Raw genomic sequence first — 17,058 nt, 5'->3', positions numbered from 1 at the left:
CGTCTTCGAAGGCCCGACCAACGCTGCCTGGGAGCGTCCGTCTTCCTGGAACCCCGTGGCGGCTCTGCGCAGGAAAGCGGATTTCCGCCCTCCGCTGGCCTGCATGCGGCCGACGGCGACCGCGGCGCCGGATGGCGCCGGCTTCGGCCGCCCACACGCGCTCCGCGCGACAGGTCAGGCGCCTGCGGGCGACGGTTGCTCCTGGCGCAGGTCGGGTGGCACCGGCGCGGGCGCGTAGCCGCGCAGGTAGTCCATGTGGCCGGGCATGCGGGCCACCGTGCCCAGCACGTTGCCGCGGACATCGCCCAGGAAGCGCTGCAGGTCCTCGCGCGACATCACGTCGGCGGACGGATGGTAGTGCCGTGGGACGATGCCCTGGCCCAGCATGACCTGCACCCAGGAGTTCTCGGCGAACAGTTCGCCGGGCTGGTGGAACACCAGGCCGGTCTCGCGGAACAGGTCGATGCGGTGCTGCAGGCTCGGCGGCAGCCGCATCGAGGCCACCTCCTCCCAGTACGGCGAGTCGCGGCGCTCGGTGGCGTGGTAGTGCAGCACCACGAAGTCGCGCACGTGCTGCAGTTCGGCGTCCAGCTGCGCGTTGTAATCGTCGATGGCGGCCTGGCTGAGCACCCCGGGGAACGACTGCAGCAGGCGCACGATGCCGCGCTGGATCAGGTGGATCGTGGTCGATTCCAGGGGTTCGATGAAGCTGCCGGCCAGGCCCAGGGCCACGCAGTTCTTCTCCCAGCAGCGCTGGCGCTGGCCGGGGCGGAAGCGTACCGGCCACGGCGCGCGGATCACCTCGCCCTCCAGGCTGGAGAGGAAGGCCTCGCGCGCCTGGTCATCGTCCATGAAGCGGCTGGAATAGACGATGCCGTTGCCCACGCGGTGCTGCAGCGGGATGCGCCACTGCCAGCCCGCCGTCCCGGCGATGGCGCGGGTATACGGCACCGCGTCGCGCACCGCGGTGGTCTGGGCGGCGAGGGCGCGGTCGTTCAACAGCCACTGCGACCAGTCGCTGAAGCCCACGCCCAGGGCCTGCCCGATCAGCAGCGCGCGGAAGCCGGTGCAGTCGATGAAGAAGTCGCCTTCGAGCACGTCCCCGCTTTCCAGCTTCAGCGCGCCGATGCAGCCGCTGCCCGGGTCGGTTTCCACCTCGGCGATCTTTCCCTCCACGCGCCGGCAGCCATGGCGCTGCGCCAGTGCGCGCAGGAAGCGCGCGTACAGCGCCGCATCCATGTGGTAGGCGTAGTTGACGTGGTAGTCGGGCAGGTGGGAGAAGCGGTCCTGGTGCGCGGCCTGCAGCTCGATGCAGTAGTCGGCGTAATCGCCGGCCAGGCCCTCCTGCCTGCCGCGCAGCCAGAAGTGCTGGAAGCCGGCCGACCAGTGGTCGCGGCCGCTGCTGCCGAAGGAGTGGATGTAGCGGTGGCCCTGCGCCCTCCAGTTCTCGAAAGAGATGCCCAGCTTGATCGTGCCCTGGGTCGCGGCCAGGTAGTCCTGCTCGCCGATGCCCAGCAGGCGGTGGAAGGTGCGTAGCGGCGGGATGGTGGCCTCGCCCACGCCGACCGTGCCGATCTGCTCCGACTCGACCAGGGTGATGTCCAGCACCCGGCCCAGCGTGCGCGCCAGCGCGGCGGCGGCCATCCACCCGGCGGTGCCGCCGCCGGCGATGACCACGCGGCGGATGGGGGTGGAAGGCAGGCGTGCGTCGTCCATCAGGTCCCCCGTTGCTGCAGCCGTTGCACCAGCTTGGCCCGGATGCGCCGCGCATGCGCCTCGTCCAGCGGACCAAGCACCCCACGCGCGGCCGGCGGCAGGTGGCCGGCCACCTGCCCCTCGTCGTAGCCGAACACGTAGTGCTCGAAGGCGTCGCGCCACAGCGCGCGCTGCTCCGGCGGCAGGCCGCGCAGGCTGGCGATGGCCAGCATCAGGGCGTCCACCGGGTTGTCCATCCACGCCGGCGCGCGCCGCCACCAGTAGTTCACCAGGACGTTGAAGCCCTCCAGGCCTTCCATGTGGTGCCACCACATCGAGGGAATGAACACCGCGTCGCCCGGGCCCAGTTCGGCGGACATGGCGTGGCGCAGCGCCTCGGCGAAGCGCGGGAAGCGCTGCAGGTCCGGGGCGGCCGGATCGACCAGGCTCACCGGCTGCCCGGCCGGGGTGAATTCCAGCGGACCGACGTAGAGGTTGCGCAGCTGCTGCGGCGGGAACAGGGTCACGCGCCTGCGCCCGGCGACCACGCAGGCGATGTTCTCCGGCAGGTCCTGGTGCGCGGCGATGCGGCTGCGGTTGCCGATCCAGATGCTGGCCAGCGGTTCGGCGCCGGGCAGGGCCAGGTCGTTGGCCGCGCGGAACCGCGGCAGCCAGGTGTCGAGCGTGGTGGAGGCGACGTAGATTGCCGGGGGCCGCTCGTGCGCCAGGTACTTGCGCAGGGTGGCCAGGACCACGCCCAGCGGCACCTCCTCGCGGCGGAAATTGAATCCGGCCAGGTCCTCGTCGTAGAAGAAGCGGCCCTCGATATCGGGCGGCCCGACGGTCGCGACCGCCGGCGGCGCATCCGCGCGTTCGCACCCGCGCAGGTAGGCGATGGCGGCTTCGGGCGATTCCCGCGCCGCGGCCACCGCCGGCCAGTGCGCGACCAGGCCGCGCAGGACCAGCGGGCGCGATCCCTGCAGCACCGCCTCGGGCACCATGCCGGGCGCGGCGACCTCCAGTTCCGGGATCGTCCCGCCCGCCGGGCCGGCGGGGTGTCGGCGATGGATGGCCTGTTCGTCCACGGCGCCAGGTCCAGGAAGGGCGTGGCGGCATCGTGCCGCAGCGCGGGGGTGGAAAGAAAGGTCGCCAGGTCCTTCCGGCGACCCGGAAACCGCCGCGCCCGGGAGGGAGGGCGCGGCGGGTTGCTGCACGGTCAGAAGCGGTAGCGCAGGCCGAACATGTAGCGCGGGCCGGTCTGGGTGGCGTAGCGCACCATGTTGCGGTGGCGGGCGTGGATGCGCTGGGTTTCGTCGGTCAGGTTGATGCCCTCCAGGCTCAGCACCAGGTTGTCGGTGACCGAATAACTGACGATCGCATCCAGCTGGCCGTATTCCTCGGTCCAGTTCGGATTCGGGCCCTGGCCGCCGATGCCGTTGAAGAACTTGTCGCGCCAGTTGTACGCCGCGCGCACCTGCCACCGGTCCTTGTCGTAGAACGCGACCAGGTTGGCGGTATCGCTCAGGCCCACCATCGGGTACTGGGTCTCCAGGCTGGCGTTGTCGAAGGTCAGCCCCGAATCCACCTTGGTGTAGTTGGCGGCCAGGCCGAAGCCGGTTTCGCCGAACACGTGCTGGATGCTCAGCTCGAAGCCGTCGACGTGGTCGCGGCGCTGGTTCACCGGCACGGTGATGTCGAACTGCGCCACCGGATCGCCGGGCAGGCCTTCGATGCTGCCGGTCATCTGCCCGGCCGAGTTGAGGCCGGTGTAGGCCACGCCGGGCTGGCCGTCGAAGTTGGCGAAGATGTAGTCGCGGATGCAGGGCAGGTCGGTCTGGCCGCAACCGCCGGTGGAGGTGGCCTCGTTCCAGTAGGCGCCGCCCACCGGCGTGTGCAGCTCGAACGGCGACTCGCGCAGCACCGTGCTGCTGATGAAGTTGCGCACGTTCTTGCGGAAATAGCCGGCGGACACGTAGCTGGCCTCGCCGTAGTACCACTCCAGCGACAGGTCGAAGTTGCGCGATTCCAGCGGTTCCAGCGCGGGGTTGCCGCGGCTGCCGTTGCCGCCGATGGTACGCACGATGTTGTCCAGGCGCTGGCCGCCCTGGATGTCCTGCCAGCCCGGGCGGCCGATGGTCTCGCTGAAGCTGCCGCGCAGCACCAGGTCGTCGCGGATGTGCAGGGCCAGGTCGAGGTTGGGCAGGAAGTAGTCGTACTCGCCGTCCAGCGTGGTGAAGCCCTGCTCGTCGGCGTACTGCACGTACATCTCGTTGGCCGCCACCCAGCTGATGCCGGTGGGGATGCGCACCAGCGCCGACGACTCCACCTCGGTCTTCTCGTAGCGCACCCCCACCGCCACGTCCAGGGGCATGGACCAGTCGAAGGTGTTGGTCCATTGCAGGTAGGCGCTGCGGGTCTTCTCGGTGGTGCGCAGGTCGTCGGTGTAGTCCGGGCGCATCTGGTAGCAGGACGGGCAGGGCTGGCCGTCCGGCTGCGGGATCTGCGCCGCGCGCTGGCGCAGGCGTTCGAAGTCGAACACCAGGAAGCCGTCGCTCCAGCGCGGGTCGCCGGAGTTGCCGAAGGCGTCGAAGTAGCGCGACATGTGGTCCAGGTACCAGATGCCATCGTCGTAGTCGCCCGGGCTGCCGAGGCCGCCCCAGTTGTCGGCCTGCATCACCGAGGCCGCGGTGCGGTTGTCGACCTCGGTGGCGGACACGCCGAAATCCAGCCCGGAGTAGTCGCCGAACTCGAACCGTCCGCGTACCTGGAACTGCTCGACCTCCGAGCGGTTGTAGCTGTTCTGGAACACGGAGCCGGTGACCACCGCGTCGGCCGGACCGACTTCGTCCATGCCCGGCGGCAGGACCACGTTCACGATCGGGATCTCGCCGGTGTAGTCCACCGAGGTGGTGCCGCGCACGAACGCGGCCACGCCAAGCACGCCGGCCGAGCCATACGGACCGTCGGGGCGCGATTCGGCCTTGGCCTTGTGGTAGTCGAACTCCAGGCCCAGGGCGTCGTTGACTTCCCATTCCACGTTGAAGCCCAGCGAATCGCCGCTGTTCTTCGTGGCCAGGCGCATGCCGCCCATGGAGAGGTCGCTGTTGCCGGCCGGGATGTCCTCCGAGTACCAGGTCGGCGCGGCCACCGGGCCGTCGGTCCAGGAGCTGTCGCCGGGCTGGTAGTTGAACCACACCGACAGCTCGCTGCGCTGCTGCTGGACCTTGTTCTCCATGTAGTTGTAGTCCAGCGTCGCGGTGACCGCGTCGCTGGGCGCCCACTGCAGGGTGATGTTGCCGTTGGTGCGCTGGCGCTGGACGCCGTTGACGCTGTAGCCGGTGTTCTGCGGCCGCGCATAGATGTCGTCGGGGCCGGGACGGTTCTGGATGCGTTCGTAGCCGGGCTCGCCCGGCAGCGGCAGGCGGGTGCCGCTGGTGGCATCGTCGCCGGGGAAGGTCAGCCAGCCGTCGGCCACCGAGGCCTGCGAGAAGCCGGAGTCGCGTTCCTGGTAGCTGCCGCTGACCATGACGCCGAAGGTGTTGTCGGCGAAGGTCTGGCTGAAGATGCCGGACAGCTCGCCGGTGAACTTGCTGCCGGCGAAGCTGCGCGGCAGGTTGTCGACCGAGGTGTCGTGCACCGCCTTGAGCCCCACGCTGCCGAGGAACTGGCCGATGTCCAGCGGGCGGGCGGTCTTCACGTTGAGGGTGGCGCCAATGCCGCCGGTGGGGAGTTCGGCGCGCCCGGTCTTGTGGACCTCGATCGCCGAGATCGCCTCGGCCGCCAGGTTGGCGAAGTCGAACGAGCGCGAGTTGGAGGTGCCGCCGCCGCCCGGGCCGAGGTTGGACGCCGGCATCTGCCGGCCGTTGAGCAACACCAGGTTGTAGTCCGGGCTGATGCCGCGCACGGTGACCTTGGAGCCCTCGCCGCTGCTGGTGCGGTCGATGGACACGCCGCTGATGCGCTGCAGGGCCTCGGCCAGGTTGGTGTCGGGGAACTTGCCGATGTCCTCGGCGACGATGCCGTCGACCACGCCCTGGGCGTCGCGCTTGAGGTTCATCGAGGACGCCAGGCTGGCGCGGATGCCGGTCACCACGACCGTATCCAGTTCGCTCACCTGGTCGGTGGCGGGGGCCTCCTGGGCCAGGGCCTGGGTGGCGGGCGGCGCCAGCGCCACCAGCAGGGCGGTGCTCAGCAGGCGGCGGCGCGGCGGCGCGGCTACACGGGAACGCTTCATGGATCCTTCCCCTCTCTCTCGGCGTTGTGTTGGGTGGACAGGCGCCATGCGCCCGACGGGGCCGGATTTGGATGTCAGGTGACAGCGTTGTCAAGCGAAAAACGCAAAATCGGTCAATCCAGGAAGGATGTAGCGCTAACACCCTTCCTGGCTGTTGCCGTGCAACATGGATTTCCGCATGCGCGCCACAACTGCTGGAAAATCAGCAGGATTCGCGATATGTCCGGGGGGTTGTCCGGGCGTTTCCCGGGTGGACCGGGAATGGCCGGTGGATGTCCCGGCGAGGCATCGGCCAGGACAGCTTCTGTCCTGGCCTTGGCGATATGCTGACAACGTTGACATGGTTGTCACCGCCAGCGGATGCGATGCCGGCTCCGGCGCGGGGGGATCGCGGGGCGGGTCGCGCTGGACCCGGGGCTGCGGCGGAATCAGTTGCCGCCGGCGAACCCGTGCTGGCGCCAGGCCTCGAACACGAGCACGGCCACGGCGTTGGACAGGTTGAGGCTGCGGTTGCCCGGACGCATCGGCAGGCGCAAGCGCTGGGCTTCGGGGATCGACCCGAGTACGTCCTCGGGCAGGCCGCGGGTCTCGCAGCCGAACAGGAAGGCGTCGCCATTGGCATAGGCCGGCTGGTCGTGGCGGACCTGGCCGCGGGTGCTCAGGGCGAAGAGGCGTCGGGGGGAGATGCGTTCCAGCGCGGTGGCGAGGTCGGGATGGACCTGCACGCTGGCGTATTCGTGGTAGTCCAGGCCTGCGCGGCGCAGCTGCCGGTCCTCCATGCTGAAGCCGAGCGGCTCGATCAGGTGCAGGCGGGCGCCGGTGTTGGCGCAGAGGCGGATCACGTTGCCCGTGTTGGGCGGGATCTCGGGCTGGTAGAGCAGGACGTCGAAAACGGGGGCTGGCATCCGCGGATTCTAGACGTGCCGGCGGACGGGGCGCTGGAGCGCCTTGCGGCCTGCGCCGCGTCCGCCGGTGTCTTCCGCGGCCCGCACTCAGTTACCCATCGCGGCCAGGCCGCCGACGTGGGCCTGGGCCTGCCCGGCCAGGGTGTTGCCGACCTGCACGGCCAGGGCCTCGGCCTGCTCGCGGGCGACGATCGCGGCGCGCTCGGCCAGCTGCTCGGCGGTGGGGCGGACGTAGACCGTGGCCAGGTCGACGATGCGGCCCTGCATGGCCTGCACGGCCAGGTATTCGGCCTTCTGCGCGGTGGTCGGGCGGACCACGACGGCGGGCAGGTCGACGATGCGGTTGGCGGCCAGCTCGGCGCGCAGGGCCGGATCCGGGCGGACCTCGACCGCCGGCAGGTCGACGATGTGGTCGACGCGCGGGGTCTCGGCGGCAAGGGCAGGCGTCGCGGCGAGGGCAAGGGCCAACGAGGCGGCAAGGGTCTTGGCGTTCATCGTGTGCTCCGGTGTCGTTGATCAGTGGTGTGGTAGTAAGGTAGTACACCTAAGCAGAGGGTGCAAGGAGAAGATGGGGTTCCGGCACGCTGCTTCAGCATTTATTCAGTAACCCTCGGAGTGCTTCCGGGAGCAAGCTGTACAAAGCACGTCGCGTTCCAAGAATTTCTTCTTTCAGATCAATTGGTTGGATTTCTGACCCGGTGTCCGCGGGACGGCGCGGACGTCCGCACGGGGCGGACACCGCGCCGGACAGGGATGCGGACGAGGGGCGTGGTCACCGGTCCGCAGGCCGCAGCAGGGCCGAAATCCGGGACCGGAACGGCCTGGAAGCCGGTGGCGTGTCGCCGCCAGGGCCGGCCGCAGCGCTGGCCCCGTGCAGCTGCCGGCGCAGGGCGTGGAGCGCCAGCCGACGGGGTGGTCGTGCGCCCGTCGCCAGGCCGCGCGGCCTGGCCGGGGAACGCGGAGGTACGGCAGGAACCGGGAGGGCCGGGGTCGGGCGCCGGAGCGGATAGCAGCCTCAGGCCGGATGCGTGCTTCCGGTTGCGGCCGCCGCCTTCGTAGCGGCCGGCCGGGCCCGGGCAACCGTTCTCACCAGGGCAGGACCGCGCCGTCGGGGCCGAGGAACAGGCCGTTGTCGTCCGGGCCCAGGCGGTCCAGCACCGCCAGCAGCGCGGCGGCGGCCTCCGCCGGCAGGGCCGGGGCGCGCTCGCCGCCCATGTCGGTGCGCACCCAGCCCGGATGCAGGGCCACCACACGGATGCCGCGCGGCTGCAGCGCCCGGGACAGCAGCACCGTGCCCATGTTCTGCGCGGCCTTGCCGATGGCGTAGCTGGGGGTGCGGAACTCGCGGCGCAGCGCCAGCGAGCCGATCTCCGAGGACAGGTTGGCGACGATGCCGCCGTCGGCCAGCAGGTCCGCCAGCGCCTGCACCAGCAGGAACGGGCCGATGGCGTTGGTGCGCAGGCTGGTTTCCAGGTCGGCCTCGGCCACCTGGCCGAAGCGCTCGCCGCCGTGCAGCACGCCGGCGTTGTTGAGCAGCAGATCCAGCGGTTGGCCGTCCAGCACCAGCGCCAGTTCGCGCGCCAGTTCCCCGCGGCTGCGCGCGGCGGCCACGTCCAGCGGCAGCACGTGCAGGCGCCCGGGGTAATCCCCGGCCAGGGCATTGAGCGCGGCGGCGCGGCCGGGATGGCGGGCGGTGGCGACCACGCGCGCGCCGCGCGCCAGCAGCTGGCGGGTGAACTCCAGGCCGAGGCCGCGGTTGGCCCCGGTGACCAGGCAGTGGCGCATGTCCGTGTCCGCTCCGGCCGGGATGGCTTGTGGCCTAGTGTAAAGGCTGCCCGTGGCGGCTAGCATCGGCGCACCAATCACAGCACAGGGAGCGTCACGATGAGGATCACGCGCAGGCCGCTCGCCGCGGCCCTGGCCATGGCCATCACCGCCACCTTCGGGGTCGCCGGACTGGCCCCGGCGGATGCCGCCACCCGTCCCGCGGCCGGCAGCGAGGTGCTGATCCCGTACGAGGAGTTCACCCTGCCCAATGGCCTGCGCGTGGTGGTGCACACCGACCGCAAGGCGCCGATCGTGGCGGTGAACATCTGGTACCACGTCGGCAGCAAGGACGAACCGGCCGGCCGCAGCGGCTTCGCCCACCTGTTCGAGCACCTGATGTTCAACGGCTCGGAGAACCACCGCGGCGAGTACTTCGAGCCGTTCGAGCTGGTCGGCGCCACCGACATGAACGGCACCACCTGGCTGGACCGCACCAACTACTTCCAGAACGTGCCCACCACCGCGCTGGACCTGGCGCTGTGGATGGAGTCCGACCGCATGGGCCACCTGCTCGGCGCGATCGACCAGAAGGTGCTGGACGAGCAGCGCGGCGTGGTCCAGAACGAGAAGCGCCAGGGCGAGAACCAGCCCTACGGCCAGGCCGACGACCTGATCTACCGCGCGCTGTACCCCAAGGACCACCCGTACCACCACAGCACGATCGGCTCGATGAACGACCTCAACGCGGCCTCGCTGGAGGACGTGAAGCAGTGGTTCCGTGCCTGGTACGGCCCGAACAACGCGGTGCTGGTGCTGGCCGGCGACATCGACGTGAAGACCGCGCGCGAGAAGGTCACCCGCTACTTCGGCCACATCCCCGCCGGCCCGACCCTGGAGCGGATCCAGGCCGGCCCGGTGAAGCGCGCGACCACGCGCGAGACGATGGAGGACAAGGTCCCGCAGGCGCGCATCTACCGCGCCTGGAGCGTGGAACAATACGGCAAGCCGGACCTGGAGCGGCTGCAGCTGCTGGCCCAGGTGCTGGGCGGCAGCCGCGGCTCGCGCCTGGACCGCCGCCTGGTATTCGAGGACAAGCTGGCCGACAAGGTCAGCGCCTACGTGCTGCCGTTCGAGCTGGCCTCCACCTTCTACGTCACCGCCGACGTGCGCCAGGGCGTGGACCCGGCGCAGGTGGAGAAGGCGCTGGACGAGGAAATCGCGCGCCTGCTGGCCGAGGGGCCGACCGCCGAGGAGCTGGGCCAGGCCAAGATCATGACCAAGGCCTCGGTGGTGCGCGGGATCGAGCGCATCGGCGGCTTCGGCGGCAAGGCCGACGCCCTGGCCGAGTGCGCGGTGTACACCGGCAACCCCGGCTGCTTCCGCGACGCCCTGGAGGTGGTCGCCAACGCCACCGTCGAGGAAGTGCGCGAGGCCGGCCGCACCTGGCTGGGCGAGGGTTCGCACACCCTGGTGGTGCTGCCGGGCGAGCGCCAGGCGCTGGCCGAGGAACCGTCGCCGACCCCGGAACCGTTCAAGCTGCCGCCGCCGGACCGCAAGTACCGCGCGCTGAAGCCGCAGGTGGACCGCAGCAAGGGCGTGCCCATGCCCGACCGCTTCCCGGACCTGAAATTCCCGGCGCTGGAGCGGGCCACGCTCAGCAACGGCACCCAGGTGATCCTGGCCCGCCGCGACGCCGTGCCGGTGGTGCAGCTGAGCTACGAGTTCAAGGGCGGCTTCGCCGCCGACCTGGGCCGCAAGCTGGGCACCTCCAGCTTCACCATGGCCATGCTCGACGAGGGCGCCGGCGAGCTGGACGCGCTGGGCTTCGCCAACCGCGCCGAGTCGCTGGGCGCGGTGCTCGGCGCCGGCGCCACCCTGGACGGCGGCAACGCCTACCTGTCGGCGCTGAAGGAGAACCTGGACGCGTCGTTGCAGCTGTTCGCCGACATGGTCCGCCGCCCGCGCTTCGAGCAGAAGGAGATCGAGCGCGTGCGCGCCACCTGGCTGGCCGGCATCGCCCAGGAGAAGGCGCGCCCCAACGGCGCGGCCATGCGCGTGCTGCCGCCGCTGCTGTACGGCCAGGGCCACCCCTACGCGATCCCGTTCAGCGGCACCGGCACCGAGGAATCCATCGCCTCGCTGACCCGCGAGGACCTGCAGTCCTTCCACGCGCAGTGGGTGCGCCCGGACGGCGCCACCCTGATCGTGGTCGGCGATACCACCCTGGAGGAGATCGTGCCGCTGCTGGAGCGCCACTTCGGCGACTGGAAGGCGGCCGCCCCGGCCCCGGCCGCGGTCGACGCCATCCCGGAGGTGGAGCGTCCGCAGGCGGCGGCGGTGTACCTGATCGACCAGCCCGGCGCGGTGCAGGCCACCATCCTCGCCGGCCAGGTCGTGCCCTCGACCAAGGACCCGTCGACCATCGTGTTCGACTTCGCCAACTCGGTGCTGGGCGGCGAGTTCTCCTCGCGCCTGAACATGAACCTGCGCGAGGACAAGCACTGGGCCTACGGCGCCTACAGCTTCACCACCCAGGCCCTGGGCCAGCGGCCGTGGATGGCCTTTGCCCCGGTGCAGATCGACAAGACCGCCGAGGCCCTGGCCGAGCTGGACCGCGAGGTGCGCGAGTACGTCGGCGGGCGCAAGCCGCCGACCCCGGCCGAGGTGGCCAAGATCCAGGCCACCGAGATCCGCAGCCTGCCCGGTGCCTACGAAACCGCGCGCGCGGTGCTGGGCACCATCGGTGGCATCGTCCGCTACGACCGCCCGGACGACTGGGTGTTCCGGCGCAAGGCCCGGATCGAGGCGCTGACCGTGGAGCAGGTGCAGCAGGCGGCCGCCACCCTGGATCCGGACAAGCTGGTCTGGGTTGTGGTGGGCGACCTCAAGCAGGTCGAGCAGCCGGTGCGCGCGCTCAAGCTCGGCCCGGTCCACGTGATCGACGCCGACGGTCGCCCGGTCGCGCGCTGACCCGTGCGCCGGCGCCGTCCCGACGGGCGGCGCCGGCGGTTGTCCCCCTGTTGCACCGAACCATGGCAGGCTTTCCGGCCTGCCTTCACCTTCCCGGAAGACCCGCATGCGCCTTGCCGCCGCCTCCCTCCTGCTCGTCCTCCCGCTGGCCGCCTGCACCTGGGTGCCCTTGCAGCCCCAGGGCAAGGCCGTGCGCGTGATCGCCGCCGGGGCGGCCCCGGCCGGCTGCACCCGCCAGGGCGAGGTCGAGGTCTCGGTCAAGCACAGCGTGGGCTTCTACCAGCGCGACCAGGTCAAGGTCCGCGACGAGCTGGAGAGCCTGGCCCGCAACGAGGCCCCGGGGGTCGGGGCCAACGTGGTCCAGCCGCTGGGCGAGCCGGCCGGCGGGACCCAGCGCTTCGCCGCCTGGCAGTGTCCCTGAACGGGGCACGCCCCGCCCCGTACGTAAAGGTGCGGTGAAGGCGGGCAACCGGTAGAATCGACGCCCCTTTCGCCTTACCGGCGTGGTCTAGCCATGCTTTTCAAGAACGTCTCGATCGCGGGGCTGGCGCATATCGATGCGCCGCATACCCTGACCTCGGAGGAAATCAACGCGCGCCTGAAGCCGACCCTGGACCGCCTCGGCATCCGGGTGGACGTGCTGGGCGACATCGCCGGCATCCATGCCCGCCGCCTGTGGGATGACGGCATGACGGCCTCCGACGTGGCGACCATGGCTGCGCGCAAGGCGCTCGAGGACGCCGGCATCGGCGTGGAGAAGATCGGCCTGCTGGTCAACACCTCGGTCAGCCGCGACTACCTGGAGCCGTCCACTGCCTCCATCGTCTCCGGCAACCTGGGCGTGTCCGAGGAGTGCATGACCTTCGACGTCGCCAACGCCTGCCTGGCCTTCATCAACGGCATGGACATCGCCGCGCGCATGCTCGAGCGCGGCGAGATCGACTACGCCCTGGTGGTGGACGGCGAGACCGCCAACCTGGTGTACGAGAAGACCCTGGAGCGCATGAGCGCCCCGGACGTGACCGAGCAGGAATTCCGCGACGAGATGGCGGCCCTGACCCTGGGCTGCGGCGCCGCGGCCATGGTCCTGTGCCGCCGCGAACTGGCCCCGGATGCCCCGCGCTACAAGGGCGGCGTGACCCGTTCGGCCACCGAGTTCAACCAGCTGTGCCGCGGCAACCTCGACCGCATGGTCACCGACACCCGCCTGCTGCTGATCGAGGGCATCAAGCTGGCCACCAAGACCTTCGCCGCGGCCAAGCAGGCGCTGGGCTGGGCGGTGGACGAGCTGGACCAGTTCGTGATCCACCAGGTCAGCCGCCCGCACACCAAGGCCTTCATCAAGTCGCTGGGCGTGGATCCGAAGAAGGTCATGACCATCTTCGGCGAACACGGCAACATCGGCCCGGCCTCGGTGCCGATCGTGCTGAGCAAGCTCAAGGAACTGGGGCGCCTGAAGAAGGGCGACCGGATCGCCCTGCTGGGCATCGGCTCGGGCCTGAACTGCTCGATGGCCGAGGTGGTGTGGTAACCCACTCCTGCCCCGCATGACAAAGGGTCGGCTCTGCCGGCCCTTTGCTTTTCCGGCGTCCGGCATCGCTGCCGGGGCCGGGGTGGCGGCGCGGCCTCAGCCGGCGCCGCAGCACTTCTTGTGCTTCTTGCCGCTGCCGCAGGGGCAGGGATCGTTGCGGCCGGGGCCGTCCTCGCGGCGGATCGGGGTGCGCGGAGTCTGTTCGGCGATGTGCTGGTGGTTGAGGTCGGCCAGCATGCCCGGCAGGTCCATGACGATGTCCAGGCGCTCGCGGTAGGCCAGCGGCACCGGCTCCTTCTCCGGGTGTTCCGGATCGACCACCTCGCCGGAGGCCAGGCGCTCGAGCAGGTCGAAGATCTCCTCGATCCACTCGTGCTCGTCCAGCCAGCGGTCCCAGGCCTCCTCGCGCAGGGCCGCGCCCTCGAAGAAGCCCAGCGCCCATTCCCGGCCCACGTCCAGTTCGTCCTCGGCCAGGGCCTCGTCCGCGCTTTCCGGGTCCTCGGGCAGCCACATCAGCGGCAGCAGGTGTTCCGGCAGGTCCTCGCCCTGGCGGGCGCGGGCCACGCACATGTTCCAGTGGCCCTGCAGCAGGGCCTGGACCTCTTCGGCCTCCTCCGGGCTGCCCCAGCTGGGCAGCTTGCCGCCCCAGACCACCGGCTGCCATTCCTCCGGCGGCACCGGCGCAGGTGCCACCGCCAGGGCCGACAGGAAGCCGTCCAGCGCCTCCAGGTTGAAGCCGCGGAAGGGCACGGCGCGCTGTTCAAGCAGGGTGGAGAGGCGTTCGATCTGCGCGTCGTCGAGATAGGGCGGGGGCGTGGCCATGGCGGCTGGAACGGTGGAGGGGCGTGCATGGTAGTCCCTGGCGGGCCGCGGCGGGGCCGTGGCGGGTCCGCGCTGGCCTACAATGCGCGGTTTCCGCGCGAACCTGCTGCCCGTGTCCCAGTTCCCCGGCTACCCCGAGCACCGCCGCCGCTTCGAAGTCCGGCCCGGCATCCACATGTCCTACCTGGACGAGGGCCCGCGCGACGGCGAAGTCGTGGTGATGCTGCATGGCAACCCGTCGTGGAGCTACTACTGGCGCACCCTGGTGGCCGGGCTGGCCGACCGCTACCGCTGCATCGTCCCCGACCACGTCGGCATGGGCCTGTCGGACAAGCCGGACGACCGCCCCACCGCCTCGCCGCGCTACGACTACACGCTGCAGTCGCGGGTGGACGACCTGGAGGCGCTGCTGCGCCATGCCGGGGTCGACGACGCCACCCCGGTGACCCTGGCCGTGCACGACTGGGGCGGGATGATCGGCTTCGGCTGGGCGCTGTCGCATGCGGCCCAGGTCAAGCGCCTGGTGGTCCTCAATACCGCCGCGTTCCCGATGCCGGCGGCCAAGCAGATGCCCTGGCAGATCGCGCTGGGCCGCGACTACTTCGTCGGCGAAGTCATCATCCGCGCGTTCAACGCCTTCTCCGCCGGCGCCTCGTACTTCGGCGTGGAGCGGAAGATGCCGGCCGACGTGCGCCGTGCCTACGTGGCTCCCTACGACTCGTGGAAGAACCGCATCTCCACCATCCGCTTCATGCAGGACATCCCGCTGCGCCCCGGCGACAAGGCCTGGCCGCTGCTGGAAGCGGCCGGCAAGGCGCTGCCGTCCTTCGCCGACCGCCCGGCCTTCATCGGCTGGGGCCTGAAGGATTTCGTGTTCGACCACCACTTCCTCGAGCGCTTCCGCACCGACCTGCCGCGCGCGCAGGTGCATGCGTTCGAGGACGCCGGCCACTACGTGCTGGAAGACAGGCACGAAGTGCTGGTGCCGGCGATCCGCGCCTTCCTCGACGCCAATCCGCTGGCCTGAGCGGACCACGGGGCCTTTCCTTGCAGGCCCGTGCTGGTGCCGCAAGGAAAGCCCGGCGGGAAGCCTTTCCTTTTTCCTTACGGCAGGCTCCTGGGCTCCGGGGAAAAAGGAAGCGCGCGCCGCTCAGCCCGGCGCAGGCAGGAATCCGGCGGGCTCGGGGCCGCCGTGATGGGCGCGCAACTGCGCCGCGGCCCGGCACAGCGCTTCGTACTGTTCGCGCTTCTGCCGTCCCTTGGCGGCAAGCCAGCCCGAGCCCACACCGGCCAGGAGTCCAAGCCACCAGGTCTGGGTTGCGACCATCGCCACCTTGGCGAGCGCACCGGCGGCGCCCACGCGTGCGCCCCTGGAGCCCAGCTGGCTGGCGCGCTCGACCCAGGTCATCTTCGGATCGAGTATCAGCGACAGGCTGATCACCGCCAGCCCGAGCGCCGACGGCATCAGGTCGCCCACGCCGAAGTCCACGCCAGCGGTCGCTGCCTGCTCCACGGCTGCCTGCAGAGAGGCTTCGGTGATGCCGCTGTCCTTCACGCCTTCTGCCAGGCCCATTGCAACCAGCTGCGCGTGGACCTCGCTGGTGGTCACCACGTCGATGCCCGGATAGCGCTCCAGGGTGTCATTGACGTACTGCACCGACTCGGTGGCCTTGGCCTGGAGCACCTCCACGACCTGGCCCTGGTCGTCGAGGATGCGGATGTCCCAGCCCGGCTGGGTCGCCGATCCGGCCAGATCGGCCGTCCACCCCTCCGGCAGGCCGCCGTTGTTGAAGTGGTCGACCAGCTCGATCTCGAACAGCTTGCCCTTCACCGCCGAGACGAACCCCGGCAACGCGTCGGCCGGGAGCCGGTCGACGACGTCGGCGAAGCTCTCCTTGGCTGCCAGGCCGGGGTAGGCCGCCTCGAATGCCCGAAGCACGTTCTCGGGGACTTCGTCCGGATGGTCCAGCGCATAGGCCAGGGAGATGCCGCCCACGACGAGCAGGTCGAGTAGTTCGTCGCGCCTGCGTGCCTGTTGTGCGAGGCGGACGCGCCGCTCCAGCCGTTCGGACTGGCGCCGGATCCTCTCGCCGTAACCGGCGACCTCCCGGCGGAGTTCCTCGAGGTCGTTGCGGTTGATGGCAAAGCTGTCGATCACCTCGGCGACGACCGACGTGCCACCAAGGGCGAACCCGCCCGTCGCCGCACCCACGGCGGGCGCCGCACGAGCGGCCACCCGGCCGCCGGCGTGGATGCCGGCCCCGGTCAGCGCGATCCCCTTGCCGAGCAGGACGCCCGCACCCGCGGCCGCACGTCCAAACGTGCCTTCCGAGCGGGCTGCCTGAGCCTTGAGCTGCTCTTCCGCGTAGCGCCCCATCCGGGTGGTCGCGGCGCCTCCCCTGGAGATGACCCGGCCGGTGGCCTCGAGTGCGGAACGGACGCCGCCGGCAATCGTTTTCTCGTGCCAGGCGACGTGGCGCGCCACCCCGTAGGTCGCATCGGCGAGGCCTTTCAAAACCGCCTTGCCGCCCTTGGTCCACTTCATCGGCTGTCCCCCCCTGAACCGTCGACGTCCCGATACTGGAAGCAGGCCCTGCCCCGGTCAAGGCAGCCACTGGCCGGGAGCCAGGCAGCGGGTGCACACCCGCCCTGCCTGGCCGGGGACAGCAGGGGTTCCGGGGCCGCCTAGGCCGCGATCGGCGTGACCGGCGGCGAGGACGGGCTGTTGCCGCTGTCGTCCGGTTCGCCGTCGTCGTTGCTGGCGGCTTCGCGCCAGGTCCAGTCGGCCGGGGTCAGCGGTGGCAGGCCGTGGGCGATGCGGGCGCGGTCGCATTGCGAGCTGGCGGCGCCGAATTCCCAGGACGCATCCACCTCGCGGCATACCGAGGGCCGGTTGGGGTGGATGGTGCAGCGCGAGTACACCCCGATGTCCGCGTCCAGCGCCACGCAGCGCACCGGCGGGCCGTAGGTGCCGCGCATGCACAGGCGGTGCGCGTCCAGGCGCTGGGTCAGTGCGGCGGGTACGCCCCCTTCGGTCACTTCATCCGATTCCATCCAGTGGAAGGCGACCCGGTACTGGGTGCAGCAGGCGCCACAGGTGAGGCAGGGATGCATGGGGGGCGGGCCGGGCCTTG

At 70.7% G+C, this 17,058-nt stretch carries 13 protein-coding genes; 4 read left to right on the top strand and 9 right to left on the bottom strand.

Annotated features, from left to right (window positions below; translation table 11 throughout):
- Nucleotides 1-174: 174 nt before the first annotated feature.
- From EIM47_RS05660 to EIM47_RS05635, 6 genes are all read right to left on the bottom strand, one after another.
- Nucleotides 175-1,716 (bottom strand): tryptophan halogenase family protein, encoded by a 1,542-nt coding sequence (locus tag EIM47_RS05660; RefSeq protein ID WP_125076359.1) that lies wholly within the window; start codon nucleotides 1,714-1,716, stop codon nucleotides 175-177.
- The gene (locus EIM47_RS05655) at nucleotides 1,716-2,696 is read right to left on the bottom strand and encodes a cupin-like domain-containing protein (protein ID WP_125076506.1); all 981 of its coding nucleotides are present in this window, start codon (nucleotides 2,694-2,696) and stop codon (nucleotides 1,716-1,718) included. The genes EIM47_RS05660 and EIM47_RS05655 overlap by 1 nt, the downstream gene beginning before the upstream one ends.
- A gap of 215 nt (nucleotides 2,697-2,911) precedes the next feature.
- A complete protein-coding gene (locus EIM47_RS05650; RefSeq protein ID WP_028914359.1) occupies nucleotides 2,912-5,929 on the bottom strand; it encodes a TonB-dependent receptor in 3,018 nt (1,005 codons plus the stop codon).
- 428 nt (nucleotides 5,930-6,357) lie between these two features.
- The gene (locus EIM47_RS05645) at nucleotides 6,358-6,834 is read right to left on the bottom strand and encodes a tRNA (cytidine(34)-2'-O)-methyltransferase (RefSeq protein WP_125076358.1); all 477 of its coding nucleotides are present in this window, start codon (nucleotides 6,832-6,834) and stop codon (nucleotides 6,358-6,360) included.
- 87 nt (nucleotides 6,835-6,921) lie between these two features.
- Nucleotides 6,922-7,329, bottom strand: coding sequence for a hypothetical protein (locus EIM47_RS05640; RefSeq protein WP_125076357.1), 408 nt, complete (start codon nucleotides 7,327-7,329; stop codon nucleotides 6,922-6,924).
- A gap of 591 nt (nucleotides 7,330-7,920) precedes the next feature.
- Nucleotides 7,921-8,619, bottom strand: coding sequence for an SDR family oxidoreductase (locus tag EIM47_RS05635; protein WP_125076356.1), 699 nt, complete (start codon nucleotides 8,617-8,619; stop codon nucleotides 7,921-7,923).
- A 99-nt stretch (nucleotides 8,620-8,718) separates the two neighbouring features.
- Here EIM47_RS05635 and EIM47_RS05630 point away from each other — a divergent pair, with 99 nt between their 5' ends.
- The 3 genes from EIM47_RS05630 to EIM47_RS05620 all read left to right on the top strand — a co-directional run bounded on the left by EIM47_RS05630 (nucleotide 8,719) and on the right by EIM47_RS05620 (nucleotide 13,102).
- Nucleotides 8,719-11,571 carry a pitrilysin family protein gene (locus tag EIM47_RS05630; RefSeq protein WP_019399415.1) on the top strand — a complete coding sequence of 951 codons (2,853 nt, stop codon included), beginning with the start codon at nucleotides 8,719-8,721 and terminating at the stop codon, nucleotides 11,569-11,571.
- 106 nt (nucleotides 11,572-11,677) lie between these two features.
- Nucleotides 11,678-11,992: a DUF4156 domain-containing protein gene (locus EIM47_RS05625; protein ID WP_019399416.1), complete on the top strand. Its 315-nt coding sequence runs from the start codon at nucleotides 11,678-11,680 to the stop codon at nucleotides 11,990-11,992.
- Nucleotides 11,993-12,085: 93 nt separating this feature from the next.
- Nucleotides 12,086-13,102: a 3-oxoacyl-ACP synthase III gene (locus EIM47_RS05620; RefSeq protein ID WP_019399417.1), complete on the top strand. Its 1,017-nt coding sequence runs from the start codon at nucleotides 12,086-12,088 to the stop codon at nucleotides 13,100-13,102.
- A 96-nt stretch (nucleotides 13,103-13,198) separates the two neighbouring features.
- Here EIM47_RS05620 and EIM47_RS05615 read toward each other — a convergent pair whose 3' ends face one another.
- Nucleotides 13,199-13,924 (bottom strand): UPF0149 family protein, encoded by a 726-nt coding sequence (locus EIM47_RS05615; protein WP_019399418.1) that lies wholly within the window; start codon nucleotides 13,922-13,924, stop codon nucleotides 13,199-13,201.
- A 112-nt stretch (nucleotides 13,925-14,036) separates the two neighbouring features.
- Here EIM47_RS05615 and EIM47_RS05610 point away from each other — a divergent pair, with 112 nt between their 5' ends.
- On the top strand, nucleotides 14,037-14,951 hold the full coding sequence (locus EIM47_RS05610; RefSeq protein ID WP_125076355.1) for an alpha/beta fold hydrolase: 915 nt from the start codon (nucleotides 14,037-14,039) through the stop codon (nucleotides 14,949-14,951).
- A gap of 123 nt (nucleotides 14,952-15,074) precedes the next feature.
- Here EIM47_RS05610 and EIM47_RS05605 read toward each other — a convergent pair whose 3' ends face one another.
- Both EIM47_RS05605 and EIM47_RS05600 read right to left on the bottom strand, forming a co-directional pair.
- Nucleotides 15,075-16,469 carry a hypothetical protein gene (locus EIM47_RS05605; RefSeq protein WP_125076354.1) on the bottom strand — a complete coding sequence of 465 codons (1,395 nt, stop codon included), beginning with the start codon at nucleotides 16,467-16,469 and terminating at the stop codon, nucleotides 15,075-15,077.
- Nucleotides 16,470-16,609: 140 nt separating this feature from the next.
- Nucleotides 16,610-17,038, bottom strand: a complete 429-nt coding sequence (locus EIM47_RS05600; RefSeq protein WP_028914366.1) for a YkgJ family cysteine cluster protein — start codon at nucleotides 17,036-17,038, stop codon at nucleotides 16,610-16,612.
- Between the last annotated feature and the right edge of the window lie 20 nt (nucleotides 17,039-17,058).

The sequence above is a fragment of the Pseudoxanthomonas sp. SGT-18 genome (assembly GCF_003931645.1).
Taxonomy (GTDB): Bacteria; Pseudomonadota; Gammaproteobacteria; order Xanthomonadales; family Xanthomonadaceae; genus Pseudoxanthomonas.
The sequence above is the reverse complement of the archived record's forward strand: the minus strand, read 5'-3'. Positions and strand labels throughout refer to the sequence as shown.